Annotated in this window: 23 protein-coding genes; 8 read left to right on the top strand and 15 right to left on the bottom strand. The window is 39.1% G+C overall.

Annotated elements, in window-relative coordinates; all coding sequences use genetic code 11:
• Positions 1-7 precede the first annotated feature (7 nt).
• Positions 8-664: a class I SAM-dependent methyltransferase gene (locus tag AAEY57_RS07970; RefSeq protein ID WP_076922557.1), complete on the top strand. Its 657-nt coding sequence runs from the start codon at positions 8-10 to the stop codon at positions 662-664.
• A gap of 101 nt (positions 665-765) precedes the next feature.
• On the opposite strand, the gene AAEY57_RS07965 is transcribed toward AAEY57_RS07970, so the two are convergent.
• The 3 genes from AAEY57_RS07965 to AAEY57_RS07955 form a co-directional block, all read right to left on the bottom strand.
• On the bottom strand, positions 766-975 hold the full coding sequence (locus tag AAEY57_RS07965; protein ID WP_007377377.1) for a cold-shock protein: 210 nt from the start codon (positions 973-975) through the stop codon (positions 766-768).
• Between the two features lie 184 nt (positions 976-1,159).
• Positions 1,160-1,369, bottom strand: a complete 210-nt coding sequence (locus tag AAEY57_RS07960; protein WP_008463923.1) for a cold-shock protein — start codon at positions 1,367-1,369, stop codon at positions 1,160-1,162.
• Between the two features lie 289 nt (positions 1,370-1,658).
• Positions 1,659-2,111 carry an Lrp/AsnC family transcriptional regulator gene (locus AAEY57_RS07955; protein ID WP_013462814.1) on the bottom strand — a complete coding sequence of 151 codons (453 nt, stop codon included), beginning with the start codon at positions 2,109-2,111 and terminating at the stop codon, positions 1,659-1,661.
• A 114-nt stretch (positions 2,112-2,225) separates the two neighbouring features.
• On the opposite strand from AAEY57_RS07955, the gene AAEY57_RS07950 reads away from it, so the two are divergent.
• Positions 2,226-2,870: a LysE family translocator gene (locus AAEY57_RS07950; RefSeq protein ID WP_350607336.1), complete on the top strand. Its 645-nt coding sequence runs from the start codon at positions 2,226-2,228 to the stop codon at positions 2,868-2,870.
• Between the two features lie 14 nt (positions 2,871-2,884).
• On the opposite strand, the gene AAEY57_RS07945 is transcribed toward AAEY57_RS07950, so the two are convergent.
• Both AAEY57_RS07945 and AAEY57_RS07940 read right to left on the bottom strand, forming a co-directional pair.
• Entirely contained in the window at positions 2,885-3,421 is a 537-nt protein-coding gene (locus AAEY57_RS07945; RefSeq protein WP_350607334.1) for a DUF6942 family protein, read from the bottom strand.
• 1 nt (position 3,422) lies between these two features.
• A complete protein-coding gene (locus tag AAEY57_RS07940; RefSeq protein ID WP_058155619.1) occupies positions 3,423-3,878 on the bottom strand; it encodes a YaiI/YqxD family protein in 456 nt (151 codons plus the stop codon).
• A gap of 68 nt (positions 3,879-3,946) precedes the next feature.
• On the opposite strand from AAEY57_RS07940, the gene AAEY57_RS07935 reads away from it, so the two are divergent.
• Positions 3,947-4,480 carry a lipocalin family protein gene (locus tag AAEY57_RS07935; RefSeq protein WP_350607330.1) on the top strand — a complete coding sequence of 178 codons (534 nt, stop codon included), beginning with the start codon at positions 3,947-3,949 and terminating at the stop codon, positions 4,478-4,480.
• Positions 4,481-4,685: 205 nt separating this feature from the next.
• Here the strand turns inward: AAEY57_RS07935 and AAEY57_RS07930 are convergent, their stop codons facing one another.
• From AAEY57_RS07930 to AAEY57_RS07915, 4 genes are all read right to left on the bottom strand, one after another.
• Positions 4,686-5,027 carry a DUF3325 domain-containing protein gene (locus AAEY57_RS07930; RefSeq protein WP_016899981.1) on the bottom strand — a complete coding sequence of 114 codons (342 nt, stop codon included), beginning with the start codon at positions 5,025-5,027 and terminating at the stop codon, positions 4,686-4,688.
• Positions 5,024-6,613, bottom strand: a complete 1,590-nt coding sequence (locus AAEY57_RS07925) for a PepSY-associated TM helix domain-containing protein (protein ID WP_350607327.1) — start codon at positions 6,611-6,613, stop codon at positions 5,024-5,026. Before AAEY57_RS07925 ends, AAEY57_RS07930 begins: the two co-directional genes overlap by 4 nt.
• Positions 6,610-6,954, bottom strand: coding sequence for a hypothetical protein (locus tag AAEY57_RS07920; RefSeq protein ID WP_262976778.1), 345 nt, complete (start codon positions 6,952-6,954; stop codon positions 6,610-6,612). The genes AAEY57_RS07925 and AAEY57_RS07920 overlap by 4 nt, the downstream gene beginning before the upstream one ends.
• Positions 6,955-7,842: 888 nt before the next feature.
• The gene (locus AAEY57_RS07915) at positions 7,843-8,412 is read right to left on the bottom strand and encodes a short-chain dehydrogenase (protein ID WP_076922552.1); all 570 of its coding nucleotides are present in this window, start codon (positions 8,410-8,412) and stop codon (positions 7,843-7,845) included.
• Between the two features lie 172 nt (positions 8,413-8,584).
• Here AAEY57_RS07915 and arfB point away from each other — a divergent pair, with 172 nt between their 5' ends.
• A complete protein-coding gene (arfB, locus tag AAEY57_RS07910) occupies positions 8,585-8,998 on the top strand; it encodes an alternative ribosome rescue aminoacyl-tRNA hydrolase ArfB (protein WP_013462803.1) in 414 nt (137 codons plus the stop codon).
• Positions 8,999-9,117: 119 nt separating this feature from the next.
• Here the strand turns inward: arfB and AAEY57_RS07905 are convergent, their stop codons facing one another.
• From AAEY57_RS07905 to AAEY57_RS07880, 6 genes are all read right to left on the bottom strand, one after another.
• The gene (locus tag AAEY57_RS07905; RefSeq protein WP_350607322.1) at positions 9,118-10,167 is read right to left on the bottom strand and encodes a DUF2955 domain-containing protein; all 1,050 of its coding nucleotides are present in this window, start codon (positions 10,165-10,167) and stop codon (positions 9,118-9,120) included.
• An 11-nt stretch (positions 10,168-10,178) separates the two neighbouring features.
• On the bottom strand, positions 10,179-11,243 hold the full coding sequence (locus tag AAEY57_RS07900; RefSeq protein WP_350607320.1) for an HlyD family secretion protein: 1,065 nt from the start codon (positions 11,241-11,243) through the stop codon (positions 10,179-10,181).
• A 2-nt stretch (positions 11,244-11,245) separates the two neighbouring features.
• Positions 11,246-11,722 (bottom strand): MarR family winged helix-turn-helix transcriptional regulator, encoded by a 477-nt coding sequence (locus AAEY57_RS07895; RefSeq protein WP_262977357.1) that lies wholly within the window; start codon positions 11,720-11,722, stop codon positions 11,246-11,248.
• A gap of 91 nt (positions 11,723-11,813) precedes the next feature.
• Complete coding sequence (locus AAEY57_RS07890) at positions 11,814-12,527, bottom strand: type 1 glutamine amidotransferase (RefSeq protein WP_350607316.1); 714 nt, start codon at positions 12,525-12,527, stop codon at positions 11,814-11,816.
• A gap of 71 nt (positions 12,528-12,598) precedes the next feature.
• Complete coding sequence (locus AAEY57_RS07885; RefSeq protein ID WP_350607314.1) at positions 12,599-13,501, bottom strand: spermidine synthase; 903 nt, start codon at positions 13,499-13,501, stop codon at positions 12,599-12,601.
• Positions 13,494-14,114, bottom strand: a complete 621-nt coding sequence (locus AAEY57_RS07880) for a fused MFS/spermidine synthase (protein WP_024602440.1) — start codon at positions 14,112-14,114, stop codon at positions 13,494-13,496. The genes AAEY57_RS07885 and AAEY57_RS07880 overlap by 8 nt, the downstream gene beginning before the upstream one ends.
• A gap of 162 nt (positions 14,115-14,276) precedes the next feature.
• On the opposite strand from AAEY57_RS07880, the gene AAEY57_RS07875 reads away from it, so the two are divergent.
• From AAEY57_RS07875 to AAEY57_RS07860, 4 genes are all read left to right on the top strand, one after another.
• Positions 14,277-16,352, top strand: a complete 2,076-nt coding sequence (locus AAEY57_RS07875) for a TonB-dependent siderophore receptor (protein ID WP_350607312.1) — start codon at positions 14,277-14,279, stop codon at positions 16,350-16,352.
• Positions 16,353-16,604: 252 nt separating this feature from the next.
• Positions 16,605-17,213: a hypothetical protein gene (locus AAEY57_RS07870; protein ID WP_350607310.1), complete on the top strand. Its 609-nt coding sequence runs from the start codon at positions 16,605-16,607 to the stop codon at positions 17,211-17,213.
• 237 nt (positions 17,214-17,450) lie between these two features.
• The gene (locus AAEY57_RS07865) at positions 17,451-17,924 is read left to right on the top strand and encodes a hypothetical protein (RefSeq protein WP_350607308.1); all 474 of its coding nucleotides are present in this window, start codon (positions 17,451-17,453) and stop codon (positions 17,922-17,924) included.
• Positions 17,925-17,936: 12 nt separating this feature from the next.
• Positions 17,937-18,512 carry a DUF6843 domain-containing protein gene (locus tag AAEY57_RS07860; RefSeq protein WP_350607305.1) on the top strand — a complete coding sequence of 192 codons (576 nt, stop codon included), beginning with the start codon at positions 17,937-17,939 and terminating at the stop codon, positions 18,510-18,512.
• Positions 18,513-18,635 lie beyond the last annotated feature (123 nt).

Below are 18,635 nucleotides of genomic sequence, written 5' to 3'. Positions count from 1 at the left end.
AGACAGCATGCCCACTTTCACAGGCGAAGAAGCACAAGAATATGATAACCGCATTACCCGTTTAGTCCCAGGCTATGAGCTACTTCATCAACTAACCAATGCACAACTGCAAACCACGTTAAGCGACGATGCACACATTTTAGTGATTGGTGCCGGCACAGGTAAGGAAGTATTAGCATTAGCAAAAATGAATCCTAAATGGCAGTTTACTGCCCAAGACACCTCTAGTGATATGCTCGATATTGCAAAACAACGCTTTGCAGAGCAAGGTATTGATAGCCGTGTCACTATTGAATGTAGCCCAGTTGATAAAATAAAAGCGAAAGCAGACGCCGTATTATGTTTACTGGTGATGCATTTTGTAGAAGATAACGGCGACAAAAAACAAATTCTTAAAAGCATTAAAGCTAACCTTAAAAAAGGAGCGAATCTTTATATTGCTGATTTAATGCGCCCAGAAACAACATTTGAACGTGAGTCACAATTAAACACCTGTGCTCAATTAGGCCTAACTGAAGCAGGCAAAACTCAAATGGGGCATAACCTCGAAAGAGAGTTTTACCCCCTAGATCGTATGCGCTTTAGTGAACTACTGAATGAATGTGGATTTGGTATTCCAAAGCTTTATTTTAAAGCACTTGGCTTTAGCGGTTACGTTGTATAAATTTTTGTCAAAAAAAAGCTAATATCATAATGATATTAGCTTTATTGCTTAACACGAGTTTAAGCGGGGTGAGTGCGCTTTAAAGCCCACTCCCTCTATAATTAGATGCAAACGATGTTTTCAGCTTGCGGGCCTTTTTGACCTTGAGTAACAGTAAACTGTACACGTTGGCCTTCAGCTAGCGTTTTAAAACCGTCGCCAGAGATAGCACTGAAATGTGCGAAAACGTCTGCGCCAGATTCTTGCTCGATAAAACCAAAACCTTTTGCTTCGTTAAACCATTTTACTGAACCAGTAGTTGTATTAGACATAATATGTATCCTAAAAATTAATTAAAGTGTGCCTGAAAAGAGGCGATTGAGCCGAAAAAATAGTTAACTTGAGGATATCGCGTAGGATTATTACTAAAACAACGGGGTACTAACAAATAAAACAAAACTTCTTTCAAACTTATAAATATTGATGGGTTAACACTAACCCATCAATTAAAACTATTTAGATGCAAACGATGTTTTCAGCTTGCGGGCCTTTTTGACCTTGCGTTACAGTAAACTGTACTTTTTGGCCTTCGGCTAATGTTTTGAAACCGTCGCCAGAGATAGCACTGAAATGTGCGAAAACGTCTGCGCCAGATTCTTGCTCAATAAAACCAAAACCTTTTGCTTCATTGAAAAATTTTACTGTACCAGTAGTTGTATTAGACATAATAATATCCTAAAAAAATAATAAAAAATTTGCCTTAAAATAGGCGTTTAACAGGAAGAAAACAAACATTTAACTTGAGGATATCGCGAAGGATTATTACTAATAACAACGAGGTACTTACAAATAAACAGGGCTTTCTATCAACCCGATGGCAAGCAGAATAACAGCAATACACTTTATAACAAGCTTTATTTACACTTTATTTTTACCTATTTAGGCAAAGCCCGCTGCCATAGGCTTTGCAGCGTCATCGCCTTAACTTTTTAAAGTTCGTGTAAAACATAACCTGTTAAAAGTGCAAGTTACGCGCTCTTACAATATCTTTCATCACAATGGTTGAGGTTAAACGTTGTACACCCGGTAAGGCTGATAGCTTGTCATCGTAGAGTTGCTGAAACGCGGCTAAATCTTTAGTTACAACATGTAACAGGTAATCAGGGGTGCCAAATAAGCGTTGTGCATTGGTGATCTGAGGGATAGCATCGACTGCTTGCTCTAATTTGCTTAATGACGCTTTATCACCTTCTTTAATAGTAATAAATACTAACGCAGAAAAGTTTAAACCCACTTTTTCAGGTGATATTTCAGTTCTGTAGCCAACAATTGCTTTGCTTTTCTCAAGCTCTTTTACACGACGATGACAAGGTGACACGCTTAGCCCAACACGATCAGCCAATTCAGAAAGGGTGAGCCTGCCATCAACTTGCAACTCAGCAAGAATTTTCCTATCTATGGTATCCATAGTTGATTATTTCCTAAAATGAACGCTTATGTCAGTAAAATACAGTAACTTTTACTCATCAGAAAGAAATAAAATAGCAGCTCACTTATTTTGGGTTTTAGCGCATGGATACGTATGGATATTAATATTATTTTTTCTTTTTGGCTGGTATCAATCTTGTTTGTACTTACCCCCGGTGCCGATTGGGCTTATACAATCAGTGCAGGTATAGCGGGTGATAAAATCATTCCTGCAGTAGCGGGGTTAATACTTGGGCATTTAATGGCTAGTTTGATTGTGGTGATAGGGTTAGGCGCGTTATTAGCGTCGCATGCCATGTTTATAAAGCTGTTAACCTTATTTGGTGCTTTGTACATAATTTGGATTGCCGTATCACTGTACCGATTTCCTCCAATGCCTGCAGCCTATAACGATGGCCAAGAACACACCTCAGACACGCCTCTAAAGTGGATGAGAAAGGGCTTTATAATTAGTGGCTTGAATCCCAAAGTGATACTGTTATTTTTAGCCTTATTGCCGCAGTTTGTTTTACCAACACTGTCATTTTCTATTACTGAACAATTGCTGGTACTTAGCATTATTCATTTAGTTGGCTGTGCGCTGGTATATTGGTTAATAGGGGTAAGTGCCAGAAAAATCCTCAGCAATAATCCGGCGCTCTCACTAAAATTTGGCCGTGCATCGGCCTGCATCCTATTTATTTTGGGATCGCTCATGCTAGTTGATAGCGCTAACACACTGAGCGTAACACTTACCTAAAAAACGAAAGTGGCTTAGATTATTCGCAACTGAGCCACTAATTCACTCAAACGGGCAATTTTAATATTACTCAGCTGCCTATAATCAAAATAGGGGCATACAATAATATTCTGGCTTTTATCTATAGCAAACTCATCATCAAGCCAATCAAGTTGGGCGTTTAACTTACCTTGTTGTATCAAGTTTTTAGCGTGAGTTCGCCCAGCAATAATGTGCAATTGATTTTTATGCTCAGTAAGCACCGGCACACTAAAGAGTAATGCAGTACCGTTATGCTTTTGTAACAACAGCTCATCGCGATATGCTTGCCAACTCACGGCTTGTTTAGCAAAAGCGTAATATTCGCTTGGCAGCGCAAACAACACCTTGGCGTATACATTAAAAACTTTTCGCCAGCCATTGCCACAGTGCTGGTTTATGCTATTTATTTGCCCACTAACTGCAGGCTCTAGCTGCGCAAGTGTTTCAAAGTAAGGCATAGGGGGCGCTTTTGCTACATACACAGCAACACTGAATGAGTCATCACCTAACCCTATTAACTGGCTGCTCACTTTAACTGCTCTTATTTTGCACTAAAATACGATCAAGATTGTTAGCAAAGTTTTGTCTGTCACTTTGGCTTAATGGAGGCGGCCCACCACTCATTTCTACACCACTTGAGCGCATAGTATCCATAAAATCGCGTACATTTAGTAATGAACGAATGTTTTCAGTGGTGTAAAGCTCACCGCGCGGATTAAGTGCTTGGCCGCCATTATCAATCACTTCACTTGCCAGTGGAATATCTCCTGTGATCACTAAATCGCCTTTTTCAATCCGTTTTACTATTTCATCATCAGCCACATCAAAGCCCGATGACACTTGTAGTCGGCTAATAAATTTTGACGGTGGGATGCGCATGGCATGATTTGCAACCAGTATTGTTTCTGTTTGCGTACGCTCTGCGGCTCTAAATAAAATTTCTTTTATTACCACCGGACAAGCGTCAGCATCAACCCAAATTTTCATGCTAAGTTCTTTAAATTGCTTTAGTATTAAGGCGATCCTATAGCAATTTCTAAAGAAAAGGAAACAACATGAAACAGGCTTTTAAAACCGCATTATTTATTACCACCGTGTTTTTACTCAGTGCCTGTACCAGCGCACCCGAAGGAATAACCCCTGTTAAAAACTTTGATTTAGAGAAATACCAAGGCAAGTGGTATGAAATAGCACGATTAGACCACTCTTTTGAACAAGGAATGGAGCAAGTAACAGCCACTTATTCAATTAACGATGATGGAACGGTAAAGGTATTAAACAAAGGGTTTATTAGTAAAGAACAAAAATGGGACGAAGCTGAAGGCTTAGCTAAATTTGTAGAAAACGCCGATACAGGGCATTTTAAAGTGTCATTTTTTGGCCCGTTTTATGGTGCCTATATTATTTTTGAGCTCGACCAACCTGATTATCAATATGCCTTTATTACCAGTTATAGCAAAGATTACTTATGGTTTTTATCGCGAACACCTACAGTGAGTAAAGAGCTCAAGCAGCACTTTTTAAGCCAAGTAAAAGCGCTTGGTTTTGCAACAGATGAGATTATTTGGGTAAATCAAAAATCGCTGTAAAGGGGGTTTACATGCCCCTAGGTTGTAATAAAACGTTCACTTTACTGTAAGGTAAACTAAATAAAGAGGGGCTATATTAGCCCCACTTGCAAAAGGAAAGGCAAGTACAAGACATAATGACAATCCCCCTTTTTTATTGGCAAGCTTTCGCTTGCCATTTTTTTACCTCAATTTAGCCTATTCTTTGGGATCAGGTTTTTACTAACTAAAGCCCATTTAAACCAAAAAATAACGTACTCGTGGCCAATATCAATAATACAAGCAAGTTAAAAAGCTTAGTTAGATTGACTAAAAAACTATAAAAAATCATTATAATTAAAGCACTTAACGACATAAACCCGCAAAACTGTAGAGCGCCATAGCCGTGTAATTCGCTAACGCAAAGCAGCAAACTTAGTAAAATACTGATCCAAGCAACACTCAATAAAATTAAACGCTGCTGATCAGTCGGGCGCTTGTTAAAAACATCCTTAAAATGATTAAACTTAGCCAGTGCAAAGCAGTTAAAAGCCACCAAACATAAACTAAAAGGGAGCAATGCCATCATACTTTTTGCTCCTGAGTGTTTATCGGACTAGGTTTTTTAGCTTGCAGCGCAGTACGTAATTTTTCGGTTTGTAACAAAAACAGCAAACCAAACAGTAAAAAGAGACTATCAAACATAAATAAAGCCCACTGTTCATTACGTAAATAACTGATTATATTCCCTTGTGTTGTTAGCGCATTAACCACTGGCACACTAAAACAAGCAATGCTGTTTATGGCAGCCATAACACACCACTGCAACTTGTCACGCTTTACAAAAGCGATAATAAGTACACACAGCCAAGTTAAAAAGAAGGCAAGTATCTCTTTATCCGCGCGCTCCATTGCGCGTGTGCTGATTAATCGGTTTGCTAAAAAGAACGCAGACGTTGCCAAGGGCAATCCCATTAAAGTTCCTAAATTAAGCGCTTCGACGAGTTTTAAACCCCATGATGGCTGGGCATTTTTTTTCATTCGCTCTCGAATGCGCTTCGCCCACATAATACAGCCCGTGGCTATCATTATGCAGCCAGCAATGCCGCCTAAAAAGTATAAAACACGTAATAATGGCTCTGCTAAACGCCCAGTGTGCATTGAATTTAGTGACTCATACAGCGCTTTACTGCTGGTGAGTTCATCATCAGTTTGAGCAACAAGCTCACCACTCGCTCCACTAAATATCAAACGCGGTGCTTGATCCCTTAATGTTTTTCCAGGACTGACCAAAACCATAATAGTCGCAGCGGCCTTATTCGGCTTATTTATAATCACCCGAGTTATATCAGCCTCTGGCCACTTAGTATAAACCTGATCCAAAACAGTATTGATAGGCACTAACGGCGCAGTGCCTTGCAACGACTCTGTTGCAGGACTACTTGGCGAAACATCATTAAAAAAGCCTCGTATTCCATCCTCATAAACGGTTTGCGCGGGGTAGGGGAAAATCATAAATATCAGGGTAATAATGCCCGTATAAGTAATCATTAAATGAAACGGTAAGGCAAATACCGAACTTAAATTATGCACATCTAACCAGCTACGGCTGCCTTTATTAGCTCTAAAAACAAACATATCTTTAAAAATACGTTTGTGAATAACGACGCCAGATATCAACGCAATGAGCATAAATAAACTAGCAAAGCAGACAATCCAACGCGCCGTTTTTACATCAATATAATGCAAATCAAAATGCAGTCGATAAAAGAAATTACCCCCTCGGGTATCTACAAAGGGTGCTAAAGGCTGCATAGTATTTGGATTTAAACGGGTATTTTCAAACTGCGCTCTGCGTTGTCCAGGATCTTTTGGTTTTGCATAACCATACGTTAAATAAGGTATACGCTCCTCAGGAAGCGTTATACGCCAATTAGGCGCATTAGGTGCTTGCGCATTTAAATACTCAACACCCGACACGATTTGTTGCTTTTGCGCGCCAATACGATCTGCCTGCTGCTCAATATTATGGACACTTGGCTGATTCCATAAGCTCACTTCATCTCTAAAAAAGCTAATAGTGCCTGCAAAAAATATTAAATACAGTAACCAACACACGAGCAAACCCACCCATGTATGTAACCACGTCATTGAACGAAAAAAACTCCCTTTCATAACCATCCCTTCAATAGCGACAACACGACAAGTTGCGCTGCAATACTTAGTAAAATACTGATCCAAACAGTTTTTAATGAATGAATATAAAAGCTATAAATAAACACTAGGGCATAAATTAAAATACTCGCAGACACACTAAGCAAAACCGCGTCAACTTTAGGCACAGGCACTACTATACTTAATAGCGCCACACTAACGGCTGTAAAAAAATACCCGCCAACAATGGCAATAAAAAAACGCGATAAAACCGCTAATTCATAGCTAAAGCGTTGCATAAATTGCCATAACATAGAAAAAACGGGTTTGGGAAAGTCTAAAAGACGGTTAGAGGCCTGCATAAACTGCAAATTCCTTTTAAACATAGCTAAAAAAAGATGGCGATATTATAACGCCAACAAATACAAAAGATAGTAGTTCTTATTTGCATTTGAATAAAATAGGCTCTTTTAATACTGTTAGTTAAATAGTGATCTGAAATAAGGCACCTGAACAAACAGTTATAACCGCTGCAAACGGCTATATAGCGATGCTTTAGTTCCATTATTTGCTATTAACACACGTGCCCTTTGGGATTACTACTATTTTAGCTTTATAATACTTAAGCCTAACCACCTAATTTATAATAACTTTATTTAAAAACACCGAAAGGATCACGATTTTACTAACTACTTTTCAAAATCGTTAAAATAAACCGATTTTTTACTAACTCAACCGTGTACAAATTAAAAAAGGCTAATAAACAAACAAAAATAAGCTAGCTGAAAGCAAATATACCGTCATTTACTACTTAAGTTGATAAATGGCTGATCCGTATAAAACAACAACTAGTGAGTAACAACTAACTTAATACCAATTGTGTTAAGTTACTGACCATTTATAGCGACAGATAAATGGAGTGATAACAAGGCGTAAATTTTGACATGTGGTTGTTCTACTTGAAAAAATTATAACGCAGTTAGCGCTTTATTTAGCTCGCTAGAATGGTTAAATATTTAAGTCGATTGGTATAACTTCAGCGTCAAACAAAACGTAGCCTTAGCGTTAGTAAAATTAAGGTTTATTTATTACTTTTTATTTTTTAGCGTTAGCGAAATAACGCCTTAATCATAGCCGTAAAGGGGGTTTACAGCATTAAAACTGAGGCCATTGTTTAAACTTAAAATACATGAGACTGGGAAAGTAAGTATAAAAAAGGTGGTCAATGCCACCTCTATAAACAATAACTTTTACAACATTGAAAACAGCTTTTTAAGTTGTGGCATGTATTCGCTCACAAGTGCTAGGTTATTTTCACTGACTACAGGCTCTGCCGATTGGGCTGCGCTTGATGCATTGCCAAACGACCCCATTAATGAACTAACACCTTTGTCTTTACTGCTTTGCATACTTTGTAAGCCACCCATTAATTTATTGGCGGTTTCTTTATGTTCATCTGATAAACCTGATTTCAGGTTTTCAATGTAAGCCATTGAAACTTCTGATCCTACAGCAATTAATTGTTCAGGCGTAAAACCATATTGGCTAGTTACGTTGGCAAAGCTTTTATATAAGTCTTGCTGTTTGATCATGCTAAGTGCGCTGTTGGCTAACGAGCTTTGCTCAGTGACCGTTTGATCTGCCGATGCGCCCAGCATACTCGCTAAATCTAAGCTTTCTAACGACGCTTGATTGCTTGCCCAACTTGTAACCGCAGGTAATGCCTTAATATAGCTTTGTAATTGACCTTCATTGATGTCTTGTGCAAAGCTTGAGAAGCTCATCGCTAACAAGCCGATTGATAACAGTAATTTTTTCATTAAGCATTTCCTAATAGTAAAGTAGCGTTAATTAAAAACTAATTAACGGCTATTGCCAATACAAAGCGTAAATTTATAAATTATTATTAACTCAATTGTGAGTTTAAGTTGATTCACCACAACGCAATGTACTGATGATATAATACATTTTTTGCAAAAAGAGCGGGGCACTATGTTAACTATTTCAAATACCGTAACCATAGATGAATGGGAAGTAGAGCTCAGCGCTATTCGCTCACAAGGTGCAGGCGGGCAAAATGTTAATAAAGTAGCCAGTGCTATACATTTACGCTTTGATATTAATCGCTCTAAATTACCTGACTTTTATAAAGAACGATTACTTGCTTTAAAAGATTCAAGGATCACCAAAGAAGGGGTATTGATAATTAAAGCGCAAAGCCACCGCACTCAAGAGCTCAACAGGGAAGATGCATTAAAACGGCTAAAAGATTTAATTTTAAGCGCGACTAAAGTTAATAAAGCACGTCGTGCTACCAAACCTAGCCGTAACTCACAGCGTAAACGCATGGACAAAAAAACCAAACACGGCCAAACCAAAGCCCTACGCGGTAATATCAAGCTATAACTTAAGTAATCTGAACTCTAGATAATAAATCTATCTTAAGCAGCTATTTTCAGCGCTAACTGCGTTGAATTTACTTGCAATAGGCTAGTATAAAAAAGGCTGCGAATGCAGCCTTTAATTTAATCATAAGTATGATGGCGGGTAACGCTAAATCGGTTGAGGATTCGATGCACCACATACACTGCACTTAAGCTTACTGTTACTGCAACAGCCACCGAGCTAAATCGATACATGGCGCTGTATATTAAATCTTGCCCTGGGCCTAACGACTGACCAAATAAAATGCCAAACGTGGTTAATACCCCAAACCCAACACCCGGTGGACCGCCTCCTAAAATATGAAAACGACTGAATATAAAAGACAAAATCCATAATATAGCCACCGGAAAAAGCAAAACGTCGGTATGGTTATACAAAAACAACTGCGCAACTAAAGCAGCATTACAGCCTATCAGTGTACCAATAATACGTTGCCAACTTGCGGTGCCCGCTGCCTTAAAACACAACGAAAACAAAATTAAAATAGACGCCGCTTGCGCCGAAATTGAATCTTGTAAATCAAGCACCTGAAAAACCACAAACGACAAAGTCGCAACGCTAGCGCATAACAACACCTCGTGACGAATACTTTCTTTATCCTTGTGTGGCACAGCGCGCATGGGTCGCGCTGTCACATCAGGAAACAAGCCATGCATCAAGAGCGCAATAATAATAGTAATAAAAATAGCCACACCATTACTTAAAATAAGTGGGTAAATGCTGCTTCCTTGATCAATATGGCTGGCAAAGTGCAACTGAATCGATAAACTCACCGCACCTAACGCACCAAATAAAAACGCACCACCAGAGCTCATTAAGTAAAACAATATACAAAAGCTGGCAAAAATAATGAGCGTCATTAACACCGGCAAGTGTGAAAATAAGCCCTGTAAAATAAGCACTATAAACGCACTGTAGGCAGCACTGGCAACAAATTGACGGATCACGCCTTTGTTAATACTTGGCACTAAACCGAGTAATAACATAGGGTAAACTGTAAAAAATATTCCATTGGGCCAATTCATTAACTTGCACAAAGTAAAACCAAAAGTGCAGCCGCCAGCAATCCGTAGCGCTTGGCGTAAACCATTTGAATCGAGTTGTGGCGCTTGGCTAACATGTTGTGTCATTACTCGCCCCACTAATAAATGTAATGTAACCAACTAATAAAGCGGATCTGTACTGTTCCCAACCATTGGCCTATAGCTGATTGTGGAAGTAACTGCACAGTGGCACGCGCACCACTGGGCATATTATTTATAAGCTGAGTGTTATTTGGCAGCACTAAATGAATACGTTGACGCTGCGCGTCACGAACCCAGCGGTTGCTGGTTTCGGTGGTGCTAAGTAATCCATTCGCACTAAGTTGCCCGTCACTGACACCGGCCTCAAAAGTTTCAATTTTAGCGTCGAATACTTCACCTGGTCGGCTGTCAAACACTACTTTTGCTAAACTGCCTGGCTGCATATTTAATAGTGACTTTTCACGAAAATCAGCCACTAAATCTGCTTTTCTTGCCACAATAGCAAGTAATGGCTTACCCGCAACAGCATAGGAACCCTCAAGTAACTGTAAATTAGCTACAACGCCATCACTTAAAGCCCGCACTTGCGTATAGGATAAGTTAAGCTCAGCTTGTGCTAACTGATTGGCCGCATGGCGCAGCGCTAAATTATTTTGCCCCGAGTCGCCACGCGCCAAAACAGCTTCAGCAAGCTGTGCTTCAAAGGCGGCTAAATTTGATTGGCTTGCTGCAAAATTTGCACGAATGCTTTCAAGCTCTTGTTCCGAAATAGAGTTTTGTTTATAAAGCGTTTCGCCACGCTTTTTTAATAGCTGCTGCTCATGCAATTTAGCGTTAGCTGCACTTATTTGTGCCTCAAGCGCTTTTACATTGGTATCAAGGCGTTTATTTTGTAGTTTGGCATCGTCAAGGGCAAGCTGTGCTTGCTCAAGTGCTAGTTGGTAAGTATTTTTATCTATCTCAAATAATACATCACCCGCTTTAACCGCTTGGTTATTACTGACCAATACATCGGTAACACGGCCATTTATTTGCGGTGATATTTGCACAACCGGATGATAAACCCGTGCTTGTGGCGTAACCGGCAACCACACATCGGCAACAATATAATAAAAAAAGACAACAATAAAACCAACAAGCGAAACTTTAACGTAGCGGGCAAATTTTTGATCAGGTGTCATACTTATTTATCTCCAGATAAGCTTGCAATACAACGCCGCGCGTTTTCTTCCATTTGCACTAAACTGTGCGCCATACCATCAAGTTGCTCAGTACTTAAACCGGCATATAAACGCTGTTTAATATCGCTTGTTAGCTCTTTTAAATGTTCTAATAACTTTATACCCTCATCGGTAAAGTACAATTTTTTACTGCGTTTATCGTGTTCATCAACTTGTCGAATAACCAGATTTTGCTGCTCTAATTGCTTAATGGTGCGCGTTAATGAGGGCATTTCAATACCTAAACTGGTCGCCAACGCTTGCTGTGTTGCCCCTAAAGGTAAATGATGTAAGTGGATCATTACCGTCCAGCGCGACTGAGTTAAACCTAAGGGTTCAACCGCCAGTGTCACCGCTTCTCGACATAAGCGGTGCACTCGGCCCATATTGCCGCATAAGGTTAAATCGAGTGTTTCATGAAAAGGAATAGTGCTACTCATAGGAACTCTTACTTGTGAATATCCAGCAAATTTTAGCATTAGTTAGCAGGCTAAGTAAATATTTGGTATTTTAACTTCACGTAAATAAGTATTATTTAGATAAATAGTGTACGGCAAGCTTATCTAAGAAAGTATAAAGCTTATTGTTCATTTCACTATAGTCGTGACTTAAGAGCTTTTCGGGCTGTTCAACAAAGCGGTAATTATGGGCATTGGTTAAATCATCGTTGGCAATGAGGAGGGTAACCACCTCGGTGGTCAATTCCATGTGGCATTGAAAACCAAATACTGAATCGCTATAAGCGACTATTTGCCTTGGACAACCTTCGCTATAGGCAATAATACTGGCCGTAGCAGTCAGCCCTGGCATATCGTTATGCCAATGCCCCACATTAAGCTCACTGCCAAAATGGCTAAATAACGGATGATTCAAACCTGCATCAGTGAGGGTAATAGCAAACTTACCAATTTCCTTTTCTGGACTAGGTTGATAAGCCGCGCCTAACGCTTCACCAATTAATTGCGACCCCAAACAAACGCCCAGCACTACTTTGTTTGCCGTGATCATGCTGGCAATAAAGGCTTGTTCTTTTTTGCTATCAAAATAAGCGCATTTTGCAAGCGATGTAGCGGGCGATTGTGGCCCACCCATTACGATTAAAAAGTCTATATCATCAGCATGTTGCGGTAAGTTTTCAGCTAAATAAATACGGGTATAAGACAGCGTATGACCATTCATTTTAGCCCAGGTTTCATAAGCGCCTGGCGCTTCAAAATGTTCATGAATAATAAAGTGAATGTGCATTATCGCTTCCTTAAAATATTATCTTTTTAATAAGTAATGGTCACCGGATATAAGTGACCATGTAACAGCTACTAAAAGTTAAGTAAATTTGCTGGAGAGTATTGATCAGTCAGCACCTTAGTATCACTTGGCCAGTCCTTACCATCTTTAGTGAAAAACATACGTTGGCTAATTGCCTCTATATCGACATCATAAGGAGCAAGTAACGGAACTAGCTGCGTCACCCGCTGCGCTATTTGTTGCTCTGTAGGGATATTGCTATAACCAGCTAAAATAATACGATTACTATTATTATTATTATTGGCTGTTACATTAATAAAATCGCCAAATACCGCATGATAGGTTGCCGACTCATGCTCATAGAGTTTACTTGATGAAAACGTGTTAGCAGCAACAATTCCGCCTACGGCTAATACGCTTTTTATCTCTTCAAAAAACTCTTTTGTGAGTAAGTGCTCAGGAATGTAATCGCCATTAAACGCATCTAAAATAATCCAATCAAATTGCTGTTTTTTAAGCGCCGCACGTTTAATAAAAATACGCCCATCTTGCACTTTAGCAGTTACGTTATCGGTTTCTATAAAGTTAAAATAATCGCGCGCCACTTTAATTACCGCAGGATCTATTTCTACATTTTCAATATGCGCACTCGGGTATAGCTCGTGAATCATATTAGAAAGCGTACCGCCACCTAAACCTATAATGAGCACATTTTTAGGGTTATCAATCAGTAACAAACTAGAAAAAGCCAGCTTAGTGTAGTTAAACACGAGTTTTTTAGGGTCGCTAATGTACATGCAACTTTGGCTGCTTTGTCGGGTTTTTTCATCAAACTTTAAACAGCGTAAATCGCCAGTTTCTTCAACGAGTAGATTTCGATACAAGGAGCGCTCTTTATGCACAACATTAGCTGCACTGTATGATGAAAGCAGTAGCGCCGTAATACAAACAAACAGGGATTTAAACTTAAGCATAAACGGCCTCTCGTACTTTAAGTTTGTCAAAGGTAATAGCAATTAGCCCAAGCGTGCCCAATACACCAGCAAAACCTAAAATAATGGCGTTAACATCAAACGCGAGCACCATATAAAATGAGGTAATAATAGTGCCCAGCGCACTGCCTAAGGTACTGACAAAATAAAGGCCGCCAGCCACTTGGCCGCTGCGTTCACTATTGGTAACCAGCAAACGTACGGAGTAGGGCGAGATCATGCCTAAAATAATGGTGGGTATAAAAAATAACGCAGTTGAGGCGAGTAACGAGCCATAGCGACTGTCTTCAATATGCGAAAAAATAAATGCCATAATAGGCTCAGCAAACAAAGCAATGGGTAGTACCATAATACTGGCAACTAAAAAGATTAACCCATATTTGGTCAACGAAGGATGACGAATAGACAGCTTACCCCCCAGTAAATACCCAAATGATAAGCTAAGCATAAATACAGTAATAATACTGCCCCAGATATGCACACTACTGCCAAAGTAAGGCGCTAAAATTCGCCCACCTAATAGCTCTATTCCCATAATACTAAAGCCACTACTAAACGCTAAAAAGTAAATTAATGCATTTGTTTTTGTTAACATTATATTGTTCTTATTGTGTTATTTTTATCCATCTTAACGTGATAGCTGTATAGCCGCTAGTGTAAAAATTAGAAGCACACATAGAGCGCAAAAAAACATTTTGTTATAAAGTAACACATGCTACAGTTTTGGTTATAATATAACGTTACCAAAAAGCATTTTATGAAGTACTCATTAATTTACTTAGCCTGCTTAAGTGCAAGCACACAAAGCCTTGCCCAAAGTCAACCAATAGAGAAAATTGCGGTTACATATAAACAAGCTTACCGAGGCGATATTCCTCAAAAGCAAATGCCACAATCAATCGAAACCCTCGATAACGCGGTACTTGATCAAAAAGGAATAACTCAATTACAAGATGCGCTGGATTTTTCTGCCAGTATTTCACGTAAAAATAATAGTGGCGCATTATGGGATAGCTTTTCGATTCGTGGATTATCGGGTAACGAAAACATGCCATCGGGTTACTTAATTAATGGTTTTAGCGGTGGGCGCGGGTTCAGCGGCCCTCGTGATGTATCAAACATTGAGTACATTGAAGTATTAAAAGGCCCAGGCTCCGCACTTTATGGCCGCTCAGAGCCCGGCGGTACAGTAAATATCGTGACCAAAAAACCTCAATTTGAGCAACAGGGTGAGCTAAAGCTTAGCTTAGGTAGTGATAACTTTAATCGCGTTGAAGGTGACTATACAAACGGCATTAACGATAACACAGCATTTAGAATAAATGCCGCATGGCAAGATAGCGATAGCTACCGCGATGAGGTGTACACCCATAAAAAGGTAGTTACGCCATCTATTTATCATCAAATAAACGCTTCAACCAGCATCACTTATGAATTTGAATACGTTGATTTAGCCCAGCTATTTGACCGTGGGGTTGTTGTACTTAATGATAATTTTAATACTGTCCCTAACTCGCGCTATTTAGGCAATCCAAACGATGGTGACACGCAAGTATATTCTCGTGGTCACCAAGTGACTTTAAATCATGATATAAACAATGAATGGTCACTCGTTGTAGGCGCAAACTACCGCAGCTCTACACTAACTGGGTTTTCGTCTGATGCTGAACTTGCACCCTTGCGCCAATCATTATTCGATGATGGCCGCACACTTACCCGCCAACAGCGCTACCGCGATTATGAAGTTGATGATACCAGCCTTAAATTTGAGCTAAGCGGGCATTTTGATACCGCAGGCATTACCCATCATTTATTAATGGGAGCCGACGCATACAAATACGACTTACGCACTGGACTTTATCGTTATCGCGGCGGTAACGGCACCTACACAGTTGATATTTATCAGCCAAATTATAACGTTGCGCGTCCTGAAGTAGGTTTGCTCTACGAAAACAACGAACAACAAGATGCTTATGGTATATACGTTCAAGATCAAATGGATCTGACTGATAAATTTAAGTTATTAGTTGGCCTTAGGTTCGATAGCGTAGATCAAGACATTTTAGAAACCAAAAGTGCTGTGCTTTCAAGTAGCTCACAGAGCCAGGTAAGCCCGCGAATAGGCTTAGTATACGAGCTAAACAACGCTGTAACCTTATACAGCAGTTACTCTGAAGGCTTTTTACCATTAAGTGGCACAGATGCAAGTGGCGACCCATTTGGCTTTGAATACAGTGACTCATTTGAAGTAGGCGCTAAATTTAGCTACCAAGGCATAACGGGAACCCTAGCATTATTTGATGCCACTAAAAGTAATATGTTAGTAGCCGACCCTGTAAACGTTGGTTTTTCAGCGCCTATTGGTAAAGCAAATAGTAAAGGTGTTGAACTCGATTTAAGTACTTATATTACTGAGGATACAAAGTTTAATTTATCTTACGCTTATATAGATGCCAGTACGGCAAACGACATAATAAATGCTGATTGGGGCGTGCCAATCAAAAAAGGCAGCCCATTAGTCAATGTGCCTAAAAATAACTTAAACCTAACGCTTAGCCATCAAACAACCTTGCTTGGTAAAGAGCTTGAGCTAGGGGCTAGTTATCAGTACACCAGTGAACGATTAGGCGATGCCGCCGATTTAACATTTAACTTACCGAGTTATCAACTAGTTGGTATTTTTGGGCAGGTAAACTTAACCGAGCGCACCAAGTTAAATATCAGTGTTAACAATATTTTTGATGAAGAATATGCCCAAAGTAGCTACAACGCATTATGGGTTTACCCCGGTGCGCCTACTCAATTTAAGATGTCATTGGCCTATCAATTCTAACAATTTCATAGTCCCGATTAGCTATTTTAACCCGACTTTGGTTATTTAGCTTTTCATCCAAAGCGTCTTAATGTAGTGGTTAAGGCGCTTTTTTTGGATAATAAGTAGCTGCTTACCATCTTTAAAGATACTTTTACTCTTTTAGGTAGCTATCTTGTTTATAACATTTTAGGTACGCTGCATTTTAAATTATGTTATAAATATTACACTAAAAATACAGCGACTCCGGTTAGATTTAAAGGACAAAAATAAATGGATAAAAGCAGCAATAATGTCTCGTTAATTATCTTTCTTATTACGGCATGTTTATTGTTACCCTTTCTGGAGAGTATGCATGGTGGAGCGCTTTGGGGTTTAAATTGGCACTCTCCACGGCTTATGGATACATTAAGCCATAATCTACTTTATATAAAATTGGTGTTGGTAATTACAGGTTTAATACTGCTTTTCACCAAACCTAAAAAAATTAAAAGCATAATTAGAAATAAAATAGCCCAGTGGTTGTTCTTTACCATTTTCACACTAGTCGGTGTAATACAAATTCCTTTTTTGTGTTTAGGGATTTTATTCAATGGTTCTTCATTATCAACCCCTGATTACATTCACAAACAAAGCACGTTTAATGATCGCACTATTTATATTTATACAGCAGACCCTGGGGCAATGGGGAAAGCCTATCATTATGCGTATTTAAATTGCCCACTGCTTTTTGGCCGTTATGAGCTAAAGCGAATTGCTAAACTCAATTGGATGCGCGAATACACGTTTTACATTGAAAAGAATAATCTGATAGTAATTGATAAAAATTCTGATGGTTTAACGCATACTTTTGATATGAGTGATGTAACCTGTTCGAGCTGATACCTCCTTTTTATAATTAGCTTAGGTTTCTCGTGTTGAATACGCATGCCATAAGTGCCTTTAGTAAACCAATATTGATTTAAACGCACTCTTTTGAAAATGTATGCATAGTTTTATTGAAAGATATGAGCAGTAAAAAAATTATGGGGGCGTGTTACCCTAAAAGAAAAACCTCCAACTAATAATAGTATTTATCAGTATCGGTTAGACGGCCAATACGGGGGAGTTAATCACGCAATGCCTGGCTCACCTCAGATACAAGAAAGATTAGACTTTTCATACGTGCCAACTTTAAATGTTAAGTATAAAATTATTATAGACATTGATACTGTTAGCGGTCACATGGATATAGTTACTTATATCACTGGCGATGCTTTTCCTAATTGTGAAGCATTTATTGTTGGTCCTGGTGGGCGAGCTATCTCTCTTGGTATACATGTTCGCAAAGGTGCGCCACCACTAAGCTTATCTCTCAACGCTGATTACCCAATGATTGTAAGCGCACTCCGCTTGCCTCTCAACAATAATGGTAGTTTTAAAGGGACCGTAGGCGATGAACTATTTAGACAGGCAAATAAATACCCCAAATTAAGCTTTCATAAAATAGCGGATTGGAATTATCGTTTTACTTCTATTCCAGCAAATAGTGGTCATTGTATGCTGCTTGAAAAAGCGAGTTTAGAAAACTGTTTTAATGGCTTACTTAAGTAAAAAGGCGACTCGATGAAACTCTTCTTTAAAGCACACTTTTTTAAAATATTGTTTTTTGGTTCAATGATATCGTTATTATCAGCCTGTACAGAGGTAAAAAAAAGTGAACCCGTAATTTACCTTATACCTGAAAATTATGTTGGCTCTCTATACATAATATTTAATGCACCAAACGGGCATCCACCGAAATACGAAGATGGCTCTCGGGTATATGAAATACCACCATCCGGTATACTCGTTACACAAATGGATGCCAACGAGGGCTGGATTGAAAACAGTCAAATACAATACTTTGAAGTGAGTAATACGAATGAAAGAACGCCCATAAGCGAAGACTCTTCATTAAAAGATAAAGATACTACAGACGATGGAGAAACAAGAACTGTGTATGTGGGTGGCCTAGGTGAATCGGGTCCAATATATGGCTGTACTGTGATTAATCAAAATTTTACGGTTGGTACAAACGCAGAACAGACCGACAGGAAAAATTTATTCAGTATATACGATGCTATTAAGCGCAAAAATATAGATGAAAAACTTTTCAAAGGTATGTGTAAGAATAGTAAAGATGTTACATCACCCCAATAATAAAATGTAGTTACTTTTTCAAAATGCCAATATCCGACGTATTACTGTATCCGTCCGGTGATCACCGCCTAGCCTTTAAAATTCCACGGTAATAGACTATCGATATCAGGTGTTGATTGGCAC

Source organism: Pseudoalteromonas sp. MER144-MNA-CIBAN-0113 (assembly GCF_040308965.1).
GTDB classification, from domain to species: Bacteria; Pseudomonadota; Gammaproteobacteria; order Enterobacterales; family Alteromonadaceae; genus Pseudoalteromonas; species Pseudoalteromonas tetraodonis.
Note: the sequence above shows the minus strand (reverse complement) of the source record. Positions and strands in the feature narration are given on the sequence as shown.

What these genes read in the sequence shown, in the direction of transcription:
- AAEY57_RS07970 (WP_076922557.1), top strand. Translation starts at nt 8, where the DNA reads ATGCCCACTTTCACAGGCGAAGAAGCACAAGAATATGATAACCGCATT.
- AAEY57_RS07965 (WP_007377377.1), bottom strand. Translation starts at nt 975, where the DNA reads ATGTCTAATACAACTACTGGTTCAGTAAAATGGTTTAACGAAGCAAAA.
- AAEY57_RS07960 (WP_008463923.1), bottom strand. Translation starts at nt 1,369, where the DNA reads ATGTCTAATACAACTACTGGTACAGTAAAATTTTTCAATGAAGCAAAA.
- AAEY57_RS07955 (WP_013462814.1), bottom strand. Translation starts at nt 2,111, where the DNA reads ATGGATACCATAGATAGGAAAATTCTTGCTGAGTTGCAAGTTGATGGC.
- AAEY57_RS07950 (WP_350607336.1), top strand. Translation starts at nt 2,226, where the DNA reads ATGGATATTAATATTATTTTTTCTTTTTGGCTGGTATCAATCTTGTTT.
- AAEY57_RS07940 (WP_058155619.1), bottom strand. Translation starts at nt 3,878, where the DNA reads ATGAAAATTTGGGTTGATGCTGACGCTTGTCCGGTGGTAATAAAAGAA.
- AAEY57_RS07935 (WP_350607330.1), top strand. Translation starts at nt 3,947, where the DNA reads ATGAAACAGGCTTTTAAAACCGCATTATTTATTACCACCGTGTTTTTA.
- AAEY57_RS07930 (WP_016899981.1), bottom strand. Translation starts at nt 5,027, where the DNA reads ATGATGGCATTGCTCCCTTTTAGTTTATGTTTGGTGGCTTTTAACTGC.
- AAEY57_RS07925 (WP_350607327.1), bottom strand. Translation starts at nt 6,613, where the DNA reads ATGAAAGGGAGTTTTTTTCGTTCAATGACGTGGTTACATACATGGGTG.
- AAEY57_RS07920 (WP_262976778.1), bottom strand. Translation starts at nt 6,954, where the DNA reads ATGCAGGCCTCTAACCGTCTTTTAGACTTTCCCAAACCCGTTTTTTCT.
- AAEY57_RS07915 (WP_076922552.1), bottom strand. Translation starts at nt 8,412, where the DNA reads ATGAAAAAATTACTGTTATCAATCGGCTTGTTAGCGATGAGCTTCTCA.
- arfB (WP_013462803.1), top strand. Translation starts at nt 8,585, where the DNA reads ATGTTAACTATTTCAAATACCGTAACCATAGATGAATGGGAAGTAGAG.
- AAEY57_RS07905 (WP_350607322.1), bottom strand. Translation starts at nt 10,167, where the DNA reads ATGACACAACATGTTAGCCAAGCGCCACAACTCGATTCAAATGGTTTA.
- AAEY57_RS07900 (WP_350607320.1), bottom strand. Translation starts at nt 11,243, where the DNA reads ATGACACCTGATCAAAAATTTGCCCGCTACGTTAAAGTTTCGCTTGTT.
- AAEY57_RS07895 (WP_262977357.1), bottom strand. Translation starts at nt 11,722, where the DNA reads ATGAGTAGCACTATTCCTTTTCATGAAACACTCGATTTAACCTTATGC.
- AAEY57_RS07890 (WP_350607316.1), bottom strand. Translation starts at nt 12,527, where the DNA reads ATGCACATTCACTTTATTATTCATGAACATTTTGAAGCGCCAGGCGCT.
- AAEY57_RS07885 (WP_350607314.1), bottom strand. Translation starts at nt 13,501, where the DNA reads ATGCTTAAGTTTAAATCCCTGTTTGTTTGTATTACGGCGCTACTGCTT.
- AAEY57_RS07880 (WP_024602440.1), bottom strand. Translation starts at nt 14,114, where the DNA reads ATGTTAACAAAAACAAATGCATTAATTTACTTTTTAGCGTTTAGTAGT.
- AAEY57_RS07875 (WP_350607312.1), top strand. Translation starts at nt 14,277, where the DNA reads ATGAAGTACTCATTAATTTACTTAGCCTGCTTAAGTGCAAGCACACAA.
- AAEY57_RS07870 (WP_350607310.1), top strand. Translation starts at nt 16,605, where the DNA reads ATGGATAAAAGCAGCAATAATGTCTCGTTAATTATCTTTCTTATTACG.
- AAEY57_RS07865 (WP_350607308.1), top strand. Translation starts at nt 17,451, where the DNA reads ATGCCTGGCTCACCTCAGATACAAGAAAGATTAGACTTTTCATACGTG.
- AAEY57_RS07860 (WP_350607305.1), top strand. Translation starts at nt 17,937, where the DNA reads ATGAAACTCTTCTTTAAAGCACACTTTTTTAAAATATTGTTTTTTGGT.